General features: G+C 55.5%; 19 protein-coding genes and 2 tRNA genes. 7 read left to right on the top strand and 14 right to left on the bottom strand.

What is annotated here, in order from left to right:
- Window positions 1-414 (top strand): cysteine hydrolase family protein (locus ACWIUF_RS15920; protein ID WP_448573502.1); only part of this gene is annotated, 414 nt, incomplete at its 5' end.
- A gap of 235 nt (window positions 415-649) precedes the next feature.
- Here ACWIUF_RS15920 and ACWIUF_RS15915 read toward each other — a convergent pair.
- Window positions 650-1078 carry an allophanate hydrolase-related protein gene (locus tag ACWIUF_RS15915; protein ID WP_448573501.1) on the bottom strand — a complete coding sequence of 143 codons (429 nt, stop codon included), beginning with the start codon at window positions 1076-1078 and terminating at the stop codon, window positions 650-652.
- Between the two features lie 276 nt (window positions 1079-1354).
- Here ACWIUF_RS15915 and nrtS point away from each other — a divergent pair, with 276 nt between their 5' ends.
- On the top strand, window positions 1355-1594 hold the full coding sequence (gene nrtS / locus ACWIUF_RS15910) for a nitrate/nitrite transporter NrtS (protein WP_448573500.1): 240 nt from the start codon (window positions 1355-1357) through the stop codon (window positions 1592-1594).
- A 21-nt stretch (window positions 1595-1615) separates the two neighbouring features.
- Here the strand turns inward: nrtS and ACWIUF_RS15905 are convergent, their stop codons facing one another.
- The 4 genes from ACWIUF_RS15905 to ACWIUF_RS15890 all read right to left on the bottom strand — a co-directional run bounded on the left by ACWIUF_RS15905 (window position 1616) and on the right by ACWIUF_RS15890 (window position 5484).
- The gene (locus tag ACWIUF_RS15905) at window positions 1616-2563 is read right to left on the bottom strand and encodes an ABC transporter permease (RefSeq protein WP_448573499.1); all 948 of its coding nucleotides are present in this window, start codon (window positions 2561-2563) and stop codon (window positions 1616-1618) included.
- Between the two features lie 49 nt (window positions 2564-2612).
- The gene (locus ACWIUF_RS15900; RefSeq protein WP_448573498.1) at window positions 2613-3707 is read right to left on the bottom strand and encodes an ABC transporter permease; all 1095 of its coding nucleotides are present in this window, start codon (window positions 3705-3707) and stop codon (window positions 2613-2615) included.
- A 2-nt stretch (window positions 3708-3709) separates the two neighbouring features.
- Window positions 3710-4924 carry a BMP family ABC transporter substrate-binding protein gene (locus ACWIUF_RS15895; protein WP_448573497.1) on the bottom strand — a complete coding sequence of 405 codons (1215 nt, stop codon included), beginning with the start codon at window positions 4922-4924 and terminating at the stop codon, window positions 3710-3712.
- Window positions 4925-5407: 483 nt separating this feature from the next.
- Window positions 5408-5484 (bottom strand) — tRNA-Met (locus tag ACWIUF_RS15890).
- A 668-nt stretch (window positions 5485-6152) separates the two neighbouring features.
- Between ACWIUF_RS15890 and ACWIUF_RS15885 the strand changes: the two genes are divergently transcribed.
- Entirely contained in the window at window positions 6153-6695 is a 543-nt protein-coding gene (locus ACWIUF_RS15885) for an NfeD family protein (RefSeq protein WP_448573496.1), read from the top strand.
- A gap of 11 nt (window positions 6696-6706) precedes the next feature.
- Entirely contained in the window at window positions 6707-7687 is a 981-nt protein-coding gene (locus tag ACWIUF_RS15880; RefSeq protein ID WP_448573495.1) for an SPFH domain-containing protein, read from the top strand.
- 121 nt (window positions 7688-7808) lie between these two features.
- On the opposite strand, the gene ACWIUF_RS15875 is transcribed toward ACWIUF_RS15880, so the two are convergent.
- From ACWIUF_RS15875 to ACWIUF_RS15835, 9 genes are all read right to left on the bottom strand, one after another.
- Window positions 7809-7885: transfer RNA gene (locus ACWIUF_RS15875), tRNA-Met, on the bottom strand.
- A gap of 119 nt (window positions 7886-8004) precedes the next feature.
- Window positions 8005-8256 (bottom strand): hypothetical protein, encoded by a 252-nt coding sequence (locus tag ACWIUF_RS15870; RefSeq protein ID WP_448573494.1) that lies wholly within the window; start codon window positions 8254-8256, stop codon window positions 8005-8007.
- Between the two features lie 5 nt (window positions 8257-8261).
- Window positions 8262-9896 carry a tetratricopeptide repeat protein gene (locus tag ACWIUF_RS15865; RefSeq protein ID WP_448573493.1) on the bottom strand — a complete coding sequence of 545 codons (1635 nt, stop codon included), beginning with the start codon at window positions 9894-9896 and terminating at the stop codon, window positions 8262-8264.
- Window positions 9897-9994: 98 nt separating this feature from the next.
- Window positions 9995-11281, bottom strand: coding sequence for an ATP-binding protein (locus ACWIUF_RS15860; protein WP_448573492.1), 1287 nt, complete (start codon window positions 11279-11281; stop codon window positions 9995-9997).
- Window positions 11282-11347: 66 nt separating this feature from the next.
- Entirely contained in the window at window positions 11348-11869 is a 522-nt protein-coding gene (locus tag ACWIUF_RS15855; RefSeq protein ID WP_448573491.1) for a Crp/Fnr family transcriptional regulator, read from the bottom strand.
- 128 nt (window positions 11870-11997) lie between these two features.
- The gene (locus ACWIUF_RS15850; RefSeq protein WP_448573490.1) at window positions 11998-13971 is read right to left on the bottom strand and encodes a PAS domain-containing sensor histidine kinase; all 1974 of its coding nucleotides are present in this window, start codon (window positions 13969-13971) and stop codon (window positions 11998-12000) included.
- A 256-nt stretch (window positions 13972-14227) separates the two neighbouring features.
- Window positions 14228-14713 carry a 2-C-methyl-D-erythritol 2,4-cyclodiphosphate synthase gene (gene ispF / locus ACWIUF_RS15845; protein ID WP_448573489.1) on the bottom strand — a complete coding sequence of 162 codons (486 nt, stop codon included), beginning with the start codon at window positions 14711-14713 and terminating at the stop codon, window positions 14228-14230.
- 155 nt (window positions 14714-14868) lie between these two features.
- Window positions 14869-16077, bottom strand: a complete 1209-nt coding sequence (locus tag ACWIUF_RS15840) for a murein hydrolase activator EnvC family protein (protein WP_448573488.1) — start codon at window positions 16075-16077, stop codon at window positions 14869-14871.
- A 29-nt stretch (window positions 16078-16106) separates the two neighbouring features.
- Entirely contained in the window at window positions 16107-16715 is a 609-nt protein-coding gene (locus ACWIUF_RS15835) for a LysE family transporter (RefSeq protein ID WP_448573487.1), read from the bottom strand.
- A gap of 45 nt (window positions 16716-16760) precedes the next feature.
- On the opposite strand from ACWIUF_RS15835, the gene ACWIUF_RS15830 reads away from it, so the two are divergent.
- The 3 genes from ACWIUF_RS15830 to ACWIUF_RS15820 all read left to right on the top strand — a co-directional run bounded on the left by ACWIUF_RS15830 (window position 16761) and on the right by ACWIUF_RS15820 (window position 19284).
- Window positions 16761-16883 carry a hypothetical protein gene (locus tag ACWIUF_RS15830; protein ID WP_448573486.1) on the top strand — a complete coding sequence of 41 codons (123 nt, stop codon included), beginning with the start codon at window positions 16761-16763 and terminating at the stop codon, window positions 16881-16883.
- A gap of 134 nt (window positions 16884-17017) precedes the next feature.
- The gene (locus ACWIUF_RS15825) at window positions 17018-17881 is read left to right on the top strand and encodes a Tab2 family RNA-binding protein (protein WP_448573485.1); all 864 of its coding nucleotides are present in this window, start codon (window positions 17018-17020) and stop codon (window positions 17879-17881) included.
- A gap of 56 nt (window positions 17882-17937) precedes the next feature.
- Window positions 17938-19284: a TldD/PmbA family protein gene (locus ACWIUF_RS15820; RefSeq protein WP_448573484.1), complete on the top strand. Its 1347-nt coding sequence runs from the start codon at window positions 17938-17940 to the stop codon at window positions 19282-19284.
- Window positions 19285-19449: the final 165 nt, after the last annotated feature.

The raw sequence follows: 19449 nt of genomic DNA, 5'->3' as shown, positions 1-19449 counted from the left end.
GCGCTGACGATCGGGGATGAGGGGCCAATGGGCCGAATTTTGATTCTAGGGGAGCCGGGGAATGGCATTATTCCGGAACTCCAGCCCCTCCCCTCGGAGGCGGTGATTCCGAAGCCCGGTAAGGGAGCTTTTTACCATACCCAGTTGGCGGAGCACCTGCAAGGTTTAGGGATTACCCACCTCGTTATTACCGGAGTGACCACGGAGGTCTGTGTGCAAACGACCATGCGGGAAGCCAACGATCGCGGCTATGAGTGCCTACTGGTGGAGGATGCGACGGCCAGCTATTTCCCGGAATTCCACGCCGCGACCCTGGCCATGATCCGGGCACAGGGGGGGATTGTCGGTTGGACAGCCACCACGGAGCAAGTGCTGGCAGGGATGGGCGCATGGCAAACGGCGCAGGCCGCCTAGTACAGCGAACATAAAGTTTCGCAACGTTGGTAGTAACGACTTTAGTCGTTGCCGGCTAAAGCTAGCACTACGAACGTTGCAGAATTTACTTTTCGAGCTACTAGTGCAGGCGGCCAACCTAGTACAGCAAACATAAAGTTTCGCAACGTTGGTAGTAACGACTTTAGTCGTTGCCGGCTAAAGCCAGCACTACGAACGTTGCAGAATTTACTTTTCGAGCTACTAGTGCAGTTGTTCAGGGCCGCAGTAGGTCAGCACTAGTGGGTATATTGCTTGCTTGATTAGCTGCCGCTTGGTACGATCGCCAGCCCCCCCATTGGGTAATCTCGCGCTGATTTTCGCAAATATATGGCTCACCCAAAATGCCCCACACGGTTTCCCCGTCCCCTAGTTGCACTTGACCTAAACACAAACCGGGGGGTTCTTGACGCAATAACTGGGGTAGGCCCGCGATCGGCACTTGCCAAATTTCTAACGCAATAGCTGCCCCCCCCGTTGTTACTCGCAGCATGGCCGGATAGCGATCGCTAATCGACCAGAGGCGATAGATGGGGGCCGTTTGGGTTTCGCACATAAAGGCCGCCGCGATCGCTAACAAATTGCCGTTCAATTCTAGCCCCCGCATCAGGGTACCGTTGACGGCTAGGTAGAGGCTATCTGTCATATTTAATTCAACACTTGCCTATTCAGTCTTTTATTACAATACCTATGAACGAGATAATGTGAACATTGGTCCAGATTTCCTCAGTTCGTGGTGGGCACTCCGATGAATCTGGAATGGGGGCAGTTGAACTGGCCCAACCGACGAGATGACGTTGCTTGTGAGCGCAAGATTTTAATTTTTCAAGGTGCCCTTTAGAATTTTAGAGATGTCCACCGGGCAATTGTCCTTAACAAGGGCAGGCTATCGATTCGTTCATTAACCAGAACTTCACCTAAGATGACGACCTTCCTCAAATTATTTGGGCGTAGTTTGATCAATCCCCAGTTTTTTCCAACCGCCTTTAAAGTTGCCTGCGTAGTGGGAACTGTCCTGTTAGGGATTAATCATGGTCACGCCTTACTAAATCGGGAAATGACGCGGGAGCGATGGCTAGCGGCGGCATTAACCTATTGTGTTCCCTATTTAGTGAATATTCATGGTCAACTCATTAGCCATACACGTCGCCATCGTCCGTAAGAAGCTATCCCTCAGAATACGTTAATTATTCGTTCCTAGTGCGCCGGGTGCTCCGGATAAGGTGCGTTTGGGTGAACACGTAAAGACCATAATCAGCAGTGTCAAAATATAGGGCGCGGCGTTAAAGAGGTAGTAGTAGGCATCGATACCAACGGCCTGAAATGCAGGACCGATCGCCTGTGCCCCTCCAAATAGGAGTGAAGCCCAGAGACATTGGATCGGGTTCCAACGGGCAAAAATCACGAGGGCAACCGCCATCAAGCCCTGGCCACTGGAAATGCGTTCGGTCCAAACGCCGGGATAGTAGAGCGAGAGGCAGGCCCCCCCGATCCCGGCCAGAAAACTACCCGCAATAATGCTTAGCATTCGCACCTTAAAGATGGAAATTCCCATTGCCCGCGCGGCCTCGGGACTGTCCCCCACTGCCCGCACATACAACCCCCACCGGGTAGACCGGAAGAACCAGGCCAGTAAGGGTGCCAGCACAATGCCGAGGATAAATAATGGACTAATTTTTAGGGCGGATTGGACTTGGGGCAGGTGACTCCAGCCCCCCAGATCGAGGGTGGGTAATTGGGGAGCCTGGGGTTGAATAAAGGGTTTCCCCAGGAAAAAAGCGGTCCCACTGCCAAAAATGATCATGGCAATTCCCACGGCTACGTCGTTCACCCGTGGTTGCTGGGAAAGCCAGCCGTGAATGCTGCCTAGACACATGCCCGCGATACCGGCCACCAAGACCCCTAACCAGGGAGCCAGCACTGGTCCCAGAGTCGGTTGGGTCAGGAAGGCAATGGCGTAGGCACTCATGGCCCCCATCAGCAGGGTTCCCTCTAACCCCAGGTTAATCTTGCCGCTCTTCTCCGTCAGGCACTCGCCCAAGCTGACGAAGAGGAAGGGGGCACTGCCCCGCAGGGTTCCGGCCAAAATGCCGAGGGGAACGCCCCACCAACCCAGTGATTCTGCTGCCATGATTCAGGGTTCTCCACGCAATGGATGGGTGATTTGGGTGTGCAAGTCGCTAGACCGGGGTTGCAACCGGTGGCTTGGTTGCCGGCACCACGACCCGATCTTGGAAGAAGGGGAGGCGACCGTAGAGGGATTCGCTGTACAGTACACAAAGGAAGACGATCCCCTGGAAAACTAGGATCGTGGCATCAGGCAAATTGTGCGATCGCTGGAGAATCCCGCCACTGGCCAGCATTCCCCCCAACATCACCGCCACCAGGATCGTGGCTAGGGGATTGTGACGGGCGACAAAGGCAACCAAAATCCCGGCATAGCCGTAGTTGGACACCAGGGACGCATTCGCCCGCCTCTGCACAGCGGCAATCTCCACCATCCCGGCCAACCCGGCTGCTGACCCCGCCAGAAAGCAAATTGCCAGGGTGAGTTTACCGACGGGCAATCCCGCAATTCGGGCCGCGCGAATGTTCCCCCCGGCGGTCCGGGCGGCAAAGCCAAAGGTGGTGCGCTGGATCAGGATATAGGCGATCGCGCAGGCAATCAGGCCATAGAGTAGCCCATAGTGAATGCGGGTTCCCGGCAGGGTGCCCAGCCAGTTGGCTTCTAGCAGGGCGGTACTCGATGGCTTGGTGACAAATCCCGGATCGCGCATGGGGCCTTCCACCAGGTGGTTTAGGAAGGCGATCGCGAGGTAGTTCATCAACAAACTGCTGATGGTTTCATTAACCCCGCGATAGTGGCGTAGGGCACCCACAATCATGATCCACAAGCCACCGGCGATCGCGCCGCCCAAGGCCATGCCCACCTGGACCGTCACGCCCGTTATGGAGGTCCCCAAGCTCAACCCCACCACGGTAGCCGCCAGCCCTCCCATGACCAAGGCCCCTTCATTACCAATGATGACCAACCCCAAACGGGCTGGTAGGGCGGTACACAAGGCCGTCAGCATCAGGGGAGAGGCCCGAATCAGGGTATTTTGCCAAGCACTCCAACTGCCAAACGCAGCTTTATAAATGGAAGCGTAGACGGCGAAGGGATTGGCCCCCGCGATCGCACAAAAAATCCCGAAGAGCACAAAAGCAACCAGCAGGGCCGCGATCGGCAGACAGATCGCTTCCAGGGTTCGATGCCACTGACGGGTATTGAGCATGGTTAATTCCCCACGGAACCGATGACACCTTCAACCAGATAATCCATTTTTTCCAGCGCGATGTCCTGCTGGGTATACTGCTGTCCTTCGGCCAGAATTTCCCGACCTGTGTTGCTTTTCAGCGGTCCCTGGTAGATGACCAACTCACCCTTCAGCAGCTTGTCCTTGGCCGCATCGGCGTCCGCCTTGGCCGCATCACTCACCGCCGGACCATAGGGCGAAACCTTACAGAATTTCTCCGCCAAGCCCCCGCGTTCCAGGTGGGGAATATCACCATTCATCAGGGTTTTGCCGGCCAAAAACTCTTGTCCTAGCCGGGTATAGACACTCGACCAATCCCATTCCGCACCCGTCAGGTAGCCCTTGGGCGCGAGGGAAGACTGGTTGGCATGGTAGCCAGTGCAGAAGATCCCCCGTTTCTCCGCCGTTTCGATCACCACCTTGGGACTGTCCACATGACAGGTGATCACATCAATGCCTTGGTCGGCCATGCTGTTACTGGCCTCGGCTTCCTTCACTGGTTCCGCCCAATCGCCCGTGAAGATGACCTGCGTCGTGATGTTTGGGTTAATAGTGCGGGCACCGATCGTGTAGCTATTGATATTCCGCAGGACCTGGGGAATGGGTTTGGCCGCAATAAAGCCCAGCTTGCCCGACTTGGACATATGGGCGGCGACAATGCCCGCCACGTATTCGGCTTCATCGATATAGCCAAAATAGCTACCCACGTTATTGGGATGAACCCCCTCCTGGTATAGTCCCCCCGCATGGAAGAATTGCACCTCCGGGAATTCCTTCGCCATTTCCAAAATATAGGGATCGAAATAGCCGAAAGAGGTTGGGAAGAGAACCTTGGCGCCATCCACTTCGAGCATGTTGCGCATGGTTTCAGCGACAGCGGTTGTTTCGGGTACACTGGCCTCTTCCACAATTTTGATACCGGGAACATTGGCAGCCATTGCGGCGGCCCCTTCAGCATGGGCCTGATTATAGCCGTAGTCATCCTTAGGACCCACATAGATAAAGCCAACAACAAGCGGTGTCCCGCTTGAACCGCCCCCAGTGGCCCCTGGGCTTTCACCGTCGCTACCCGTTGGCGTTGTGGGGGGCGTGCTACAGCCGGTGCCAAATTTTGTCGCCGTGCCAAAGGCTGCCGCTGCTAATAACCCCCGTACCACTTGCCGACGCGACAGATTCATCAATCTCGAATTACTCACGCTGATCAGACTCCTTAAACCACTAGTAGCCCACCCAATGTTGGTCCATGACAGCCCGACATTTAGTGCATACCGACGAAACAACCCCAGAGCCAGACTCAAGGTTGCCTTAGGTGCAGATGCTTCTCTGGCTCCCAGCAGGTATATCTCGCCGGGATGAGGGCAGAGGAGAATACCGCGACAGGAGTAGACAGGTCCGTGAAAATACCAGGAAGCGGAGAAGTGTTATCAAGTTAACAGGAGGGGAACGGGCAAAATTGTAGAATCTGATACGGTTTGGTACAGTCTGTTGAATCGCGGGACCGGCTCTCCGCAGGCGATGGATTTGGGTAGGGAAGCAGAGGTCAAGGGGTTAGGGTGAGGGCGGTTCGAGTTTTGTCAGCCAATCAGGAAGATCCCCGCAACAGGATGTCTGTCCCTAGACAGCAACAAGGGCTGAATGCTTCTGCACTCAACCCTTGTTGCGATTGTTTTAATTTAGTTTGGTGGCGGGGAGCGGATTTGAACCACTGACCTTCGGGTTATGAGCCCGACGAGCTACCAGGCTGCTCTACCCCGCGTTGAGCTTTCCCAGTATAACCGAATTGTTGGCGGATGGCAAGCCGTTTTACCCATCAAGTTGATCAGTTGCCGCCGAGATTGACTCCCCGGTTAGACATTAAGGGTTGCTTTGAAAAATGGTCGCTTTAACTGTGTTACCCCATCTACCGAAGAACACTCATAGCCGGTGAACAAGTCGCTCAAGCACCCTGCCTGTACCTCACTCAGGGGAAAAGGGCTGTCTTCACCGTGTCCAGGGGCCATTATCAACTAATACGACAAGGTAACCTCGGTTAATTGAGGCAAGCGGCAGAGCCTCAACCCCTGATAATTGCGTGGATACAATAGCGAATTAGTATTTTCCGAGATATCCACAATTCATGCTGAGTACTTAAAATTAGGATGGAACACAAGTCTTTGCGAGGTAGCTAGGAAACTTCATCAACCCAGGCTTAAATCGCGAAAAAATTCTATCCTAAGACAGATGACTAGCCATCGCAATATCTTCTAGCAAGCTTCAAAACCAACATAAAACTTCATTGAAATAATGCTTTAGATCAATCATTCATGAAAAATCAATGAAGACTTATCATTTTGATTTCAATCGCGATCAAAAACCTTCTATAATGGCCATCATACAGTTATTGATAGTTAGGTAAAAATATAGCCTAAAAATATCGATAGCTGTTTGACCGAGAAATCATGGCAACTGGATCTATCGAGTCAAAAAATGATTACGCCGCCCTGGTTTTGGTTTCTAGCAGGGGTCGCTCTCTGCTTGCTTGAGTTTTTCATCAATCGGAAAATCGCGCCTGCCTACCGGCTGATTGCCCTAACAATGGGGGTAAGTGCCTGGATCGTTTGGCTGATTCTGTGGCGAGCCTCGATTACCTTGGGCTTTATTTGGGCATACATCATGTATGACGGGATGAGCCTTCAGGTTTTGTATTGGATGGGGCTGTCAATGGCCTTGATCATTTGGATTCGCCCAATCTTTATGCCGCGTCAGAAGGGGGTAATGCCGAGTAGTGCAGAAGCCATGACCCTGACGGAAATCCTACCCGGCCAGCGGGGGCGGGTTTTATATGAAGGGAGTTCCTGGCCCGCCACCTGTGAACAAGCCCATGACCCGATCGCGGCCAACCAGAAAGTCTATGTCCTGCGGCGGGAAGGCAATACCTTAATTGTGGTTCCAGAAACCCTTTTCCAAGCATTCATTCATTATCTATAAGTGAGGTTTACATGTCACAGTTCTGGTTGCTAATGTTCCTGTTTCTGACGGGTGCAACCACGCTCGGTAGCAGCATTCGGATTATTAAGCAGGGAGAAGAAGCCCTAGTGGAATTTCTGGGGCGCTATGATGGGCGTAAGCTAGAACCGGGGCTGAATTTTATCACCCCCTTTTTGTCTCAAATTGCCTGTAAGGAAACCATTCGGGAACAGGTGTTGGAGATTCCGCCCCAAAATTGTATTACCCGTGACAACGTATCGATTACAGTGGATGCGGTGGTGTATTGGCGCATCCTGGATTTAGAACGAGCCTACTACAAAGTCCAGAATCTACAGGCAGCGATGGTGAACTTAGTCTTAACCCAGATTCGGTCTGAGGTGGGGAAATTAGACCTCAATCAAACCTTTACGGCCCGAAGTGAAGTCAATGAGATCCTCCTGCGGGAACTGGATATTGCCACGGAACCCTGGGGCGTGAAAGTCACCCGGGTGGAACTGCGGGATATTGTGCCGTCTAAGACAGTGCAAGGGGCGATGGAGTTACAAATGTCGGCGGAGCGTAAAAAGCAGGCGGCCATCCTAACCTCAGAAGGGGAACGGGAAGCTGCCATTAATGTGGCCAGGGGGGATGCGGAGGCGCAACTCATTGAGACGGAGGCCCAGCAAAAGGCTGCCCTGATGACAGCGGAGACCCAACGGCAGCGCAAGGTTTTGCAAGCTAAGGCAACGGCAGAGGCAATGGGCATCATCGCCGAGACCTTAAAACAGGACCCGATGAATGCCAGGGCGCTGCAATTTCTCCTGGCCCAGAGCTATCTGGAAATGGGGACCAAAATCGGCAGTAGTGACAGTAGCAAGGTGATGTTCCTTGATCCCCGATCGGTGCCCCCAACGATTGCTAGTATGGAAGCGATCGTCCAGGAGCTTGTCCCGAATGCAGGCGATCGCCACGGGGATGACGCGCCCCCCAGCGATACCCCTAGCCCAGCATAGCCTTGCCCCATGTCTGGCATTCAATACCCCAGTTTTGGCGTTGGGGGTGGAATCGCTCTAGGACAACGTCAAAGGGGCTGAATGTGAACACTCAACCCCTGGCTGGATATTTAGATTTAGTTGGTGGCGGGGAGCGGATTTGAACCACTGACCTTCGGGTTATGAGCCCGACGAGCTACCAGACTGCTCTACCCCGCGTTGCGCTTTCCCAGTATAGTCGATTATTCCCCAGGGGCAAGGTCCTCAGTCAAATTCTTCCCTTGAGTCAAATTCCCCCCAGGACTCATGCGGCAATTCCAAGGATGGCGTCACCCACCCTAACCCGGTTCTGCCCGTGTCAGGTCCTCAATCTCGGCCACGAGTAAGTCTTGGAAGGACGCATCACAGTGGATATGTAAATGCACGACTGAGGCCAGTAACTCGGACAAGATGGCCACCTGTTGCTGGGGTGTGAGGTGGGGGAGCCGCAATTGGTTGATCAGGGCAACCACCTGCTGACTTTCTTCCCCCAGTTCCGTGATCAGGGCGCTGAGGGTGTCGTTATGGGTAGGAATAGGACGATCGCTCATCTGGATCATTGCCGGGACTCCAAGCGTTGGCAAAGCTGCTGAACACTTTTTTCAAAGGCATGAATACTCATTTGCCAGTGTGCAATCAGATTCCAGTTGGGATGGGGCTTGTGTTGTTCCTGGGCAATTTTCGTTTGGTGATCGGCAATCCGTTGTCGCAAGCTCTGGATGGCCGGGTGTTGAAGGACGGACGCGGCTACGTTAGGGGAGGGTTTGGTGGCCGGTTCCGGGAGCGGGGGGGCGAACATGGCCACCCGAATGGGATCGACCAACTCCAGTCGCTGGCAGAGTGCCCGTGCCCGATCGCGGCGCTGAGCCTCCCAATAGGCATGGGCCAGATCAAATAAACTACTAAAATGGTTGGGATTATGGCTGAGGGCTTGTTCATAGGCCGCGATCGCTGCCGTCAGATCGCCCGCTTGGTAGAGTTGACTGGCTTCCTCATAGAGGCGTTGGGCCTGGGGATCAAGTTTCTCCAGTTCTAGAATTTCGTCCCGCAGGGGATAGCGCTTCACGAGCCAACGGCGAACGAGATCGATCGTCACGTCATAAACGTGGCGGGGATGGGCCGAGGGTGGCAGGGCGGGTTCTCGGATAAAATGCCACTCCAGGAGACGCAAACCAGCTTGATAAAGGGTGTCCGTCAGTTCCACGCCATGATGCTGCAACAGCGTCAGAATATCCGCCGCTGCCTGGGGAGCTTCCGCCCGTTGCTGTTGGGATTCGGCCACTGCTGACAGGACAACCCGCTCCGGAAGCGGCAAGCCATCCCGGAACCAAGCCAAGCCCCCTTCCCCAATCTCGATCGCCCGCTCAATCACCGCTTCGACATCTACACGATGCACCTGCCACTGTTGTTGCTCCCTGGCCTGCGTAAAGACTGCAAAGCAGAGGACTTGGGTGAAGTAGGGGTGCCCCGCCGCCAATTCCAGGATGGCCTCCAGCGCATCGGCGTGGTAGTGCAGGACCCCTTTGGCGGGTTCCGTAATCAGGCGATAGGTGGGTTCCGGTCGGAGTAACCCCACCTCCTGGTAGGGGGCTTCGCGGAACAGGTTGAGCAAATTCGGCAGATCGTTCAGCCGTCGCCCCACCACCGGGATGATAAAGAGGGACTCATGGCGATCGACGACCTCATGCAAGTAGGGGAAAAACTGCTCCACAGCAGTCCCCGGCCCGTTGCTGTGCAAGACATCAAATTCATCCAGGAGCAACACCAACTTTTTCCCCGCGAGGACGCGATAGACCTGGGGTAAAAAGACCTCAGCAAACACTTGATACCGCTGTTGAAACACAGTCTCATCCGGTAGTTCTACTTGCTCAGGCGCAAAATCGAGTTCCGCCAGGATTTCGCCCGCCAGCACATGGAGAACCTCGGCCAAGGGCTTATCTCCCTGCCCTTCTAGGGACAAGGAAACAAAAACAAAGTCTGGCAGTCTGACAAAGTTAGGAATTTGGGACAGCACGGACGACTTGCCAATCCGCCGCTGGCCGTGGAGCAGAATGACCTTCGCCTGTTTCGCTAAATTATCGGCGACAAATTGGAAGAGGTCTTCCCGTCCAAAGAATCGCTCTGGCTCGTAAATAGGCCGACCAATAATGTAGGGATTTTCTTTGATGAGCGTTGTGGTTGGAGATGCCATACCGGATATCCTGAATCCTCAAACCCTTACCCTGGAGATATGGTTAATGACCCACGGTTGAATGTGGGTTTGATCAAGCATCAAAGCACCCCGATGAATTAGGCTTTCAACAAGCGCACAATCCATTCGATGAGCGATCGCACCGCTTCTCGCTGCTGCCATACCTGTCGGATGACGGCCTGCACCTGCTCGACCTGATCGCGACTCATCAGGTTAAGCAAGACCCGCTCACGCCCAGCCAGGATGGCTTCGTCGCTGTTTTCGAGTTCCTGAATCACCCACCATTCCATCATAGAGGATGCAAAGGCATAGGCTGTCTCGGCGGGCGGGCGGAGGGGTTTGATGACCCCCCGTTCCTCTAGATCGATCAGTTCGCGGCGGCGTTGGCTTAAGATGAGGTCAATGCCATTGAGGCGGTAGCTGTCGCGTTGGTTGAGCCGTCCCTGGAGGCGCAGCAGCGCAATCAGCATCATTAAGACGCGCTCCGCTTCCGTGGAGAAGTCCCAGGTGTTTTTGAAAAAATGTTCGGTCCGGCTTTCAAAGTCGCGGGCAAAGGCTTCGATATCGGGGATTTGCCCTGCCTGTAGCGTGTCGTAGAGTAAATATCCCGCCTGTTGGAGTAGGGCCGGGTGGCCATTGGTGATTTCCAACACTCCTGCCTTGAGGGACGGGACGATCGGCATAAACAACGGCGAATCCACCTGGAAAAAGTGGGTTTCGACTTCCTGATCTGAGAAAGGCCGCAGGGGTTGGAAGAGGTAGTGGTTATACCAGGGGGAGCCACTGGGGGGCAGGGGGGGACCCAATTCGGTCAGCCGTCGGAAGGAGGTGACGATCGTGGCCAAATAGCGACTTTCCCGACTGTGGACCGCCAGGTTACGAAACTCGCTCAGGAAGGTGAGCATTTCAGTTTCGCTGTAGTCCGCGTGGGCACGCAGGGCATAGTCGTAGTCATCAATTAACAGCAATAAAAAGCGATCGCGTTGACCGATAGTTTTCAACACTTTACGCAAATCGCCCTTGGTGATTGGGGTGTCCCCGTGCAGCCTTGCCCCCACCTCTGCCGCCAGAGCGGGGTCGGCGTCAACTTCCTCCTGGAGGGCAACCAGAATTTCCCGGAAAAAGCGCGGAGGTGTAAACGGGTTAATATCGGTGCAATTAATATAAACAATGCAGGCTTTATCCATTGCCTGCCCCTGCTGTTGCCAAATTTCCGGACACAGGAACAGCTTTAACAGGGAGGATTTGCCCATGCCAGAACTGCCGTAGAAAGCGGCATGGGCACGCTTACTAATTTGGTCAAAGGCAATCTTAATTTCAGTTGAACGTCCAATAAAATAGTCGCTGGGGGTGGGGCCACCCACAAAAAACGGATTAGGAGCCACGATTTGCCTCTAGCCTGATATCACGATCGGGGTTGGCAGCATACTCATCCCAGTGTAACGAACCTACTAGCGCCGGGTGGGACCTAAATCGGAGAGACGGCCATCCGGCGCGATCGCTCCTTGGGTTTCGTAGAAGGCCATGACCCGCTGGTGCATGAGATCCTTGGCCTTGAGCTTTTGGTTCAACTCGCGAATGCGGGAGGATAGGAGACGAATAATGTTAATGGCAATCCCAGGGGTTTCCTCGATCGCCTCATACAATTGCTGCTGATTCAGGGTGAGGCACTCGCAGCGGCTCAGGGTGGTCACCGAGGCCGATCGCGGTTCCGCATCAAACACCGACATTTCCCCAAAGCAAGCCCCTGGGGTTAACTGGGCCAACTCTTCCTTCCCCGTGTGGACCGATACCCGCCCGGAAACGACAATATACAGCGATCGCCCCTCCTGTCCCTCGGCAAAGATGGTGTAATTGGCTGGGAACTCGACTTCCTCCATGACCGCAGCCAACTTCACGAGAAAATCATCTCGCAGTTCCTTAAAGACAGGAACACCTCTGACAAAGAGGAGACGGTCAACGTGGGTTAACATATCCGTTCACGACATCCGTTCACGAGCGCCACAGCACGCATCTGCTTTATACCTAGTCTGCCCGCAAATGACCATAACAGAGATACACCAAAACCGATAGTCATCGCTGAGCGGAGAGGTTGAGGTGATTAAGGCTGTTGCCGCAACGGAATGCGGATCGTAAACGTGGTGCCTACCCCTGGTTGCGATTGGCAGTGGAGGTGGCCCCGATGCCGTTCCACAATGATCTGGTACGAGATGGATAGCCCTAGCCCTGTCCCTTTACCGACGGGTTTGGTGGTGAAGAAGGGGTCAAACAACTGCTGTTGCAGGGCTGCCGGGATGCCAATGCCATTATCGGCAATGTGAATTGTGATCCAGTCGGGGTCGGTTTGTTCCGTCTGGAGGCGCAGGGTGGGAGTCGGGGCGGTCAGCAGTTGCCCCTGAGAACGGATGTCTGTCTGGGGGGGGGCAACCACCAGTGCCGACTGGGAGTCTCCTGACGTGACGGGTTTATCGGCAAAGCGATCGCAACTGGGGGCTTGTGCGGGCGGGGCAAAGCGATCGGCGATCGCATCGATCGCGTTACTCAGCAAATTCATAAAGACCTGGTTCAGTTGTCCGGGATAGCACTCCACCAGGGGTAAGTCACCATAGTCTTTTTCCACCGTAATGGTTTGACGGCCATCGGGCAGGGTTAACTGGTGGCGCAGGATCAGCAGAGTGCTGTCCAGCCCTTGATGAATATCAACAGCCTTGCAGGCGGCCTGATCGTGGCGGGAGAAGTTGCGCAGGGAGAGGACAATCTGGTGAATGCGATCGGCCCCCAACATCATGGAGTTCAGCAGGGCAGGCAAATCGGTGACGAGGAAATCCACATCAATGGCCAGTTCCTGGGCCTGAATTTCTAAGGCAGGTTCCGGGTAGTGCTTACGGTAGAGGGCGAGAACCTCTAGCAGGTCGTGTAAGTACTGGCGGGCATGGGTTAAATTCCCGGAGATAAAGCTGACGGGATTATTAATTTCATGGGCCACACCGGCCACCAACTGCCCCAAACTAGACATTTTCTCGGCCTGGATGAGGTGGGCTTGGGTGTTCTTGAGTTGGCGCAGGAGACGACGCAGTTGTTCCGCATGGCGACGCAAGCGCTCTTCCGAGCGCCGGAGTTTGGCCTCCACTTCCTGGCGCTCCTCGATTTCATGCCGTAGCTGCTGATTTGCGCTCAACAGTTCCGCTGTGCGCTCGGCCACCCGTTGCTCCAGCAGTTCGTTGGTATGCTGTAACAGCGCTTCATGTTGCTTCCGTTCCGTAATATCACGGGTTACCTTGGTGAATCCCTGGAGGTTGCCGTGGCGATCGTATAGGGTCGTCAACACGGAATTCACCCAAAAGCGCGACCCATCCTTGCGCACCCGTTCGCTTTCGTCCTGGTAATGGCCCGTAGCCAGTGCGGTCTGGCGTTCTTGTTCAAACTTACCGGCGGCGATCGCTTCTGGCGGATATAACCGAGTCACGGATTGGCCAATCATTTCGGCCTCTGTGTAACCGTGAATCCGCTCGGCTCCAATATTCCAACTGACGATGTGCCCTTTCCGATCGAGTTGATAGATGGCGTAGTCTTCAATCGTTTCAACGAGATGCTGGAATTGTGCCTCACTTTCCCAGGTGGGGGTGTGGTCGGAGGGGGGCGGTGACACAACCTGGGCAATGACATAGATCCAGGGTTGATCGGCTTGATAGAAGAGTTGCCAAGCTAAAGGCGGTGACGGACGTAACGGGCAATCGACGTGCCCTTGAAACTGAAGGTGCGGACAATCGGGACCGAGGCGATCGTGAATCGCCCTGGCAACCGCGCGATCGCCTCCCGCCAACCACTCAAACCAGGGCTTTTGTTGCAACGTCGAGATCGTTAGGCCCAGCACCCGCTCCCAACTGGAATTTAAGCAATGGAAGTAGCCATTCGGATTAATCACACCGAGTAAATCGGGGGAAATCGCAAAAAAGTAGTCCAACGCGGGCTGCCTAGCGCATGGATAAACGTTAGCTGCGGTTCTCTCCAGAGGGCCGATCGCAGCGATGCCGTAGGCTTGATCACTGTCCTGATGTTGTAAGGGCCGATCCACTTTTCATTCCTATTTGCTGGGATTTCAAGGCGTTGGCATAGGCCAAAAGGGGGATGCACCCACCCAAACGTGACATCCGCAAATTCGCAACAATTCTTAAAAAGCGGACTTGCACACAACAATTGTTAATAAATGATTTTACTTTAATCTTAAAAAATATAAGTTTATGGTTCTTAATTCAAGGGTAAATTTTTGTCAATCGATCGCTCCGTAAATTTGCAGAGATTGCGGGTTGAGCCTGGGGTTAACCCCTGGGTTAAAAGCGACGATGGAGCAGAACGACGGCATAGGCGGCAATCCCTTCTTCTTGGCCAATGGGTCCGAGGCGTTCGTTGGTGGTGGCTTTGATGCTGACCTGGTTGCTGGTGAGCCGGAGGCAAGCGCTCAGGCGATCGCGCATTTGGGCGAGATGGGGTTTGAGTTTGGGCCGTTCGGCGACGATGACGGAATCGACGTTACCGACTTGCCAGCCCTGGTTGAGGATCAGCTCGTTGACCTGGGTGAGGAGTTGCAGGCTATCGGCGCCTTTCCACTTGGGGTCTTCGGGGGGGAAGTAGTGGCCGATATCGCCCAGGCTGGCGGCTCCGAGCATGGCATCCATGATGGCGTGGGTGAGGACATCGGCATCGCTGTGGCCGATGAGGCCAAGTTCGTGGTCGATTTTGACGCCGCCGAGGATGAGGGGGCGATCGGGTCCTAAGCGATGGATGTCGTAGCCGTTGCCGACGCGGATGTTGGCCATGAGTGTCTGGGTCCTTGGTGAATGCAGGGTTGGTGACTATTGTCGCTTGTTTGGGGTGGGGTTATGAACGGGGTTATGAATGGGGTTATGGGCGGGCTATGAACGGGGTTATGAACCACTAAGACACGAAGGGCACGAAGGGGCACGAAGGGGGGTTAGAGGTAGTTCATGGGGTCAACGGGGTCGCCGTTTTCGCGGACTTCAAAGTGGAGGTGGGGGCCAGTGGAGAGGCCGGTGGAACCGATCGCGGCGATCGCTTGGCCCGCCATGACGGTTTGGCCTTCGGTGACGTAGAGTTCGCTACAGTGGCCGTAGAGGGTGGTAATGCCGCCGCCGTGGTCAATGACAACAGCATTGCCGTAGCCCCCATACCAGTCGGCAACAAGGACGGTGCCTGCCGCCGCTGCCACAATGGGTGTGCCGTGATCGGCACCGAAGTCGGTACCCGCGTGGAAGCGTTCGGTACCCAGGATGGGATGGACGCGCCAGCCGAAGTGGCTGGTGATGGGGGCATTGACGGGGTAGATCATGCGGCCTCGCCCCCGCCGTCCCTGGATGATCCGCAGTTGGGGGCCAGGGGTGGTCCCGCCACGGGTCCGAATCAGTTGGGTAAGGCTGACGGAATCACGGGCGATCTGGGCTTCGGCAGCGAGGAGGGCTTGGCGATCGGTCTGTAATCGCTGCATCAATGCGGTTTGGGCGGCCCGTTGGGCGGTAAATTGCGATCGCTGGGCCAAAATCTGTTGCTGGATCAGGGCGATCGCGTTTTTCTGTTGTGCCACAATCAGCCGTTGTTGGTTGAGCTTGTCGGCTTCGGTTTGCAGGGCCAGGAGTTGCTCGCGATCGTGGTTAAACAGTTGCTTTAACTGGTGACGACGGGCGAGGAAGTCGGTGAGGTTATCGCTTTTAAGCAGGACGGCTAAGCCTTGAACGCCTTGTTGCCGTTGCAGAAAGCGAAGACGGGCGATCGTGGCGGACTGTTGCTGCTGGTAGCTGGCTTGCGCTTGCATGAGGTCCGCTTGCAACAACTTCAGATTTTTCTCGGCCAGTTGAAGTTGATATTCGCTGTCTTGGAGTTGACCGTCGGTCGTTTTTAGGTTGTAATCCAACCCCACGACGTTGCGCTGCACCAGGGATTCGATTTGCTCCAGTTGCTGCCGCCGTTGGTTTAGGCCACTGCGATACTGCTCCACCTGTTGCTGGTAACGTTGCAGGTCATCCACCGAGAGGGGCTGCTTCTGGGCGATTTCTCCTTGGGGAGGCTGCGCGATCGCGGGGACAGGCCAGGGCCACGGGGCACCCCCCGATAGGCCCAAGCCCAACAGCAGGAGGCCTCCCAAGAGGTAGCGAGTGAGGGTAGCCAACCGTCGCGGACGGGGAGTGGGTTGGGGGCTTAGAAATCGGGTAACAGCGTCAGCAAGCCAAAGGCGAAAATAACGACGCCAGCAAGTCGGTTGAGCCACTGTAATCCTGTCTGAGTCAAGCGCGTGCGGAATAGGCTAACACCCTTGCTCAAAATCAACCACCACAGGGCTGACCCTAGGAATACCCCCAATACCAATAGGGCCGCTGAGCCGCGATCGTGGCTTAAAATTCCCAACCCCGTCAGCACCCCCATAAAGGCCAAAATCGTGGCTGGATTCGTCAAGGTCAGGAAAAACGTTGAGGCATAGGCCCCCAGCAACCCCCGCCCCTCAACCGTGGCGGCCTCTAGGGCGGGTGGCGTTAGGAATGTCCTCACCCCCAGGTAGCAGAGAAAGAGACCGCCCAGGAGTTGTAACCCAGCGGCATAGTTGAGCAAAAAGTTGGCCGCGATCGTTAGCCCAAACCCCGCGATCGCCCCATACACCGCATCCGCCGTGGCTGCCCCCAACCCCGACAGCAGACCGACTAACTGCCCGTCGGCCAAGGTGCGTCGAATACACAGCACCCCGATCGGCCCCACCGGAGCCGCGATCGCCAACCCGATCGCTATCCCCTTCAACAACACACCTGCGTCCATTGGCGATCACCCGTTAACGTTTATGCGGCCTGCTGAATTATCTGGATGACTGGATTATACGAATGGCTAGGGGAGAAAACCCACGGCGATTCCCACGACCTTCCCCCCCTTTTGGGGGGCTACCGCTTAGCGCGGGGGGCTAACCTCTGTCCTGAGTCTAAACCCTGATCCTGATCCTCCCGGGCTGAACGATGGGCATAACTACCCCCCCGGTCCCCAAAACCTGTACGCTTCTAAATGCAGTTGTCATCAATTCGCCGGTGGCGACGCGCTGCCGATGCGCAACCTACTCGCAACCTTGCATGAATACCATTTGGGAACTGGATTTCTACTCACGCCCGATCGTGGATGAGAATAATAAAAAACGCTGGGAGATGTTGGTGTGCGAGAGTCCCCTCGCCCCCAATTGCTCCCTCGATACCCTGTTTCGCTATAGCCAATTTTGCGATAGCAACCAGGTCAATTCCATCTGGCTAAAGGAGGCGCTGACAACAGCGATCGCTAAAGCCGCGCAGCCCCCGGACAAAATCCGCTTTTTTCGGCGGCAGATGACGAATATGATCAGCCGCGCCTGTGGAGAACTCAATATTCCCGCAATCGCCAGTCGGCGCACCTTTGCCCTCTGGGCTTGGATCAAGCAACGCGAAGCCGACTTTTATCCCCAACAACCGGGCTATCAACCGGGCCAATCCCCTTCCGTGCAAATGCAAGGCGGCAGTGTGCAGCGCCTCCCTGACGCTCTGCGGGGGGAACAGTGGCGCTTTGTCACCCTGGAAGCAGCGACCTTTGCTGATCTGGGCGACTGGGCGATCGACTTTGGCGAGGTCTTTCCCCTGACCCTCTTTGATCTGGCCCCTGAGACCCAAATTCCTGGCCTGATTATCTACTCCTCACGGGCACTGCCCCTGGCGGCTTGGATGTCCGGTTTGGAAGTGGCCAGTTTGCAAGCTGCGGGGACCCCCCCCAACCAGTTATTGTTACAAACCGGTGCGAATGAGCAGTGGCTATTGGTTCCCCTGCGCGATCGCACGGCCCAAGAGGAAGCCCAAACCTTTGAAGACCGCAAACGAAACGCCCAAAACGTTCATTTTCTTGCCGTTCAGTCCGATCCCCAGTCAGAAGCCTTTGCCGGATTTTGGCTCCTCCAGACCCTCGATTTGCCGTAAATTAACTCTCAGGGCGTGTTGCCTTGCGGTTGGTGTCGCTTTCCCGACGAGAAATCGTGCGTAACTCCATGAATGCCAAAACCGACTCCCTTGCGGAGCAGTTGATTGAGTTAGCGGCAAAGTCTGGTGCTGAAGCCGCTGAGGTTTTTCAGAGCCAGTCCTTCTCGCGCCCCCTATTCTTTGAGGCGAATCGTCTCAAACAGATTGAGGTCACGGAAAGTGAGGGGACCGCCCTGCGCATTTGGCGGAATGGTCAACCCGGTCTTGCGGTTGCCTACGGTCCCGTTGCGCCCCAGCTATTGGTTGATCGGGCGATCGCCCTGAGTGACTTAAACGAACCGGAAACCATTGACCTTACCCCCGGTAGTATTACCCAGTATCCCGATCTGGGGGAGGCGGTGGCGGTACAGCAACTCATGACCTGGGGGGAAACCGCGATCGCCCTCGTGCGCGAGTCCTACCCGGAGGCCATTTGTAACGCTGAATGGGAGTGTGAGTCAGAAACTACGCGGTTGCTCAACTCTAAGGGCCTGGATTGTAGCTACACCGATATCACCCTCAGCGGCTATCTGTCAGCGGACTGGGTCCGGGGGGATGATTTCCTCAATGTTTCGGACGGCCAAACCCAACGGGGTAGCCTGGACCCGGTGACCCTCGCCCACCAAATTTTGCAACGTCTTGATTGGGCACGGCAAACCGCGATCGCCCCCAGCAAACGAATGCCAGTGCTCTTCACCGCTAAGGCTGCTGATATGCTCTGGGGGACTGTCCAGGCTGCCCTGAATGGGAAGCAGGTGGTGGAGCGGGCCTCCCCCTGGAGCGATCGCCTGGGTGCCCCTGTGATGGCGGAGAGTATTACCCTCATGCAGTCGCCTACGGAAGGTCCTTTTAGCTGTCCCTTTGATGACGAGGGCGTCCCCACCCGTCCGATTACCTTTATCCGGGATGGGATTTTGCAATTGTTCTATACCGATCACCGCATGGGGCGTGCCTTGGGCAGTGGCACCACGGGCAATGGCTTTCGGCCTGGGTTGGGCAGTTATCCCACGCCGGGGGTATTCAATTTATTGGTGAAACCGGGAGCCGCGATCGCCGATCAGCCTGGGAAGCTGCTCCATGAACTGATTGCTACGATGGCGGATGGCATTATTGTGGATCAGATTTTGGGCGGTGGGGCGGGCATTTCGGGAGAGTTTTCGATCAATGTTGATTTAGGATATCGGGTCCGCCACGGCGAGATTCTCGGTCGTATTAAGGACACGATGGTGTCGGGTAATGTCTACACGGCTTTGAAACAGGTGATTGAACTGGGCGGTGATGCGGAGTGGAATGGCGCTTGTTACACCCCCTCGCTGCTGGTGGGTGGGTTATCGGTGACGGGCCGCCAAGCGGATGCTGAGTAGGGAACCCGTATGCAGCCGTGGCCGCGTGGATTGCCCGGTTGTTGTGGCAGAATTGACCAGCAGATGTCGGCACAGTTACCTATCCCTCGCCACCCAGGCAGGCGATCGGCCCCCCAGCGCACCGGTACGGCTCAGGGCACGATCAACCCGAATGTGTCCTGCCGG

Source organism: Trichothermofontia sp., from assembly GCF_053493415.1.
The sequence above is the reverse complement of the archived record's forward strand: the minus strand, read 5'-3'. Positions and strand labels throughout refer to the sequence as shown.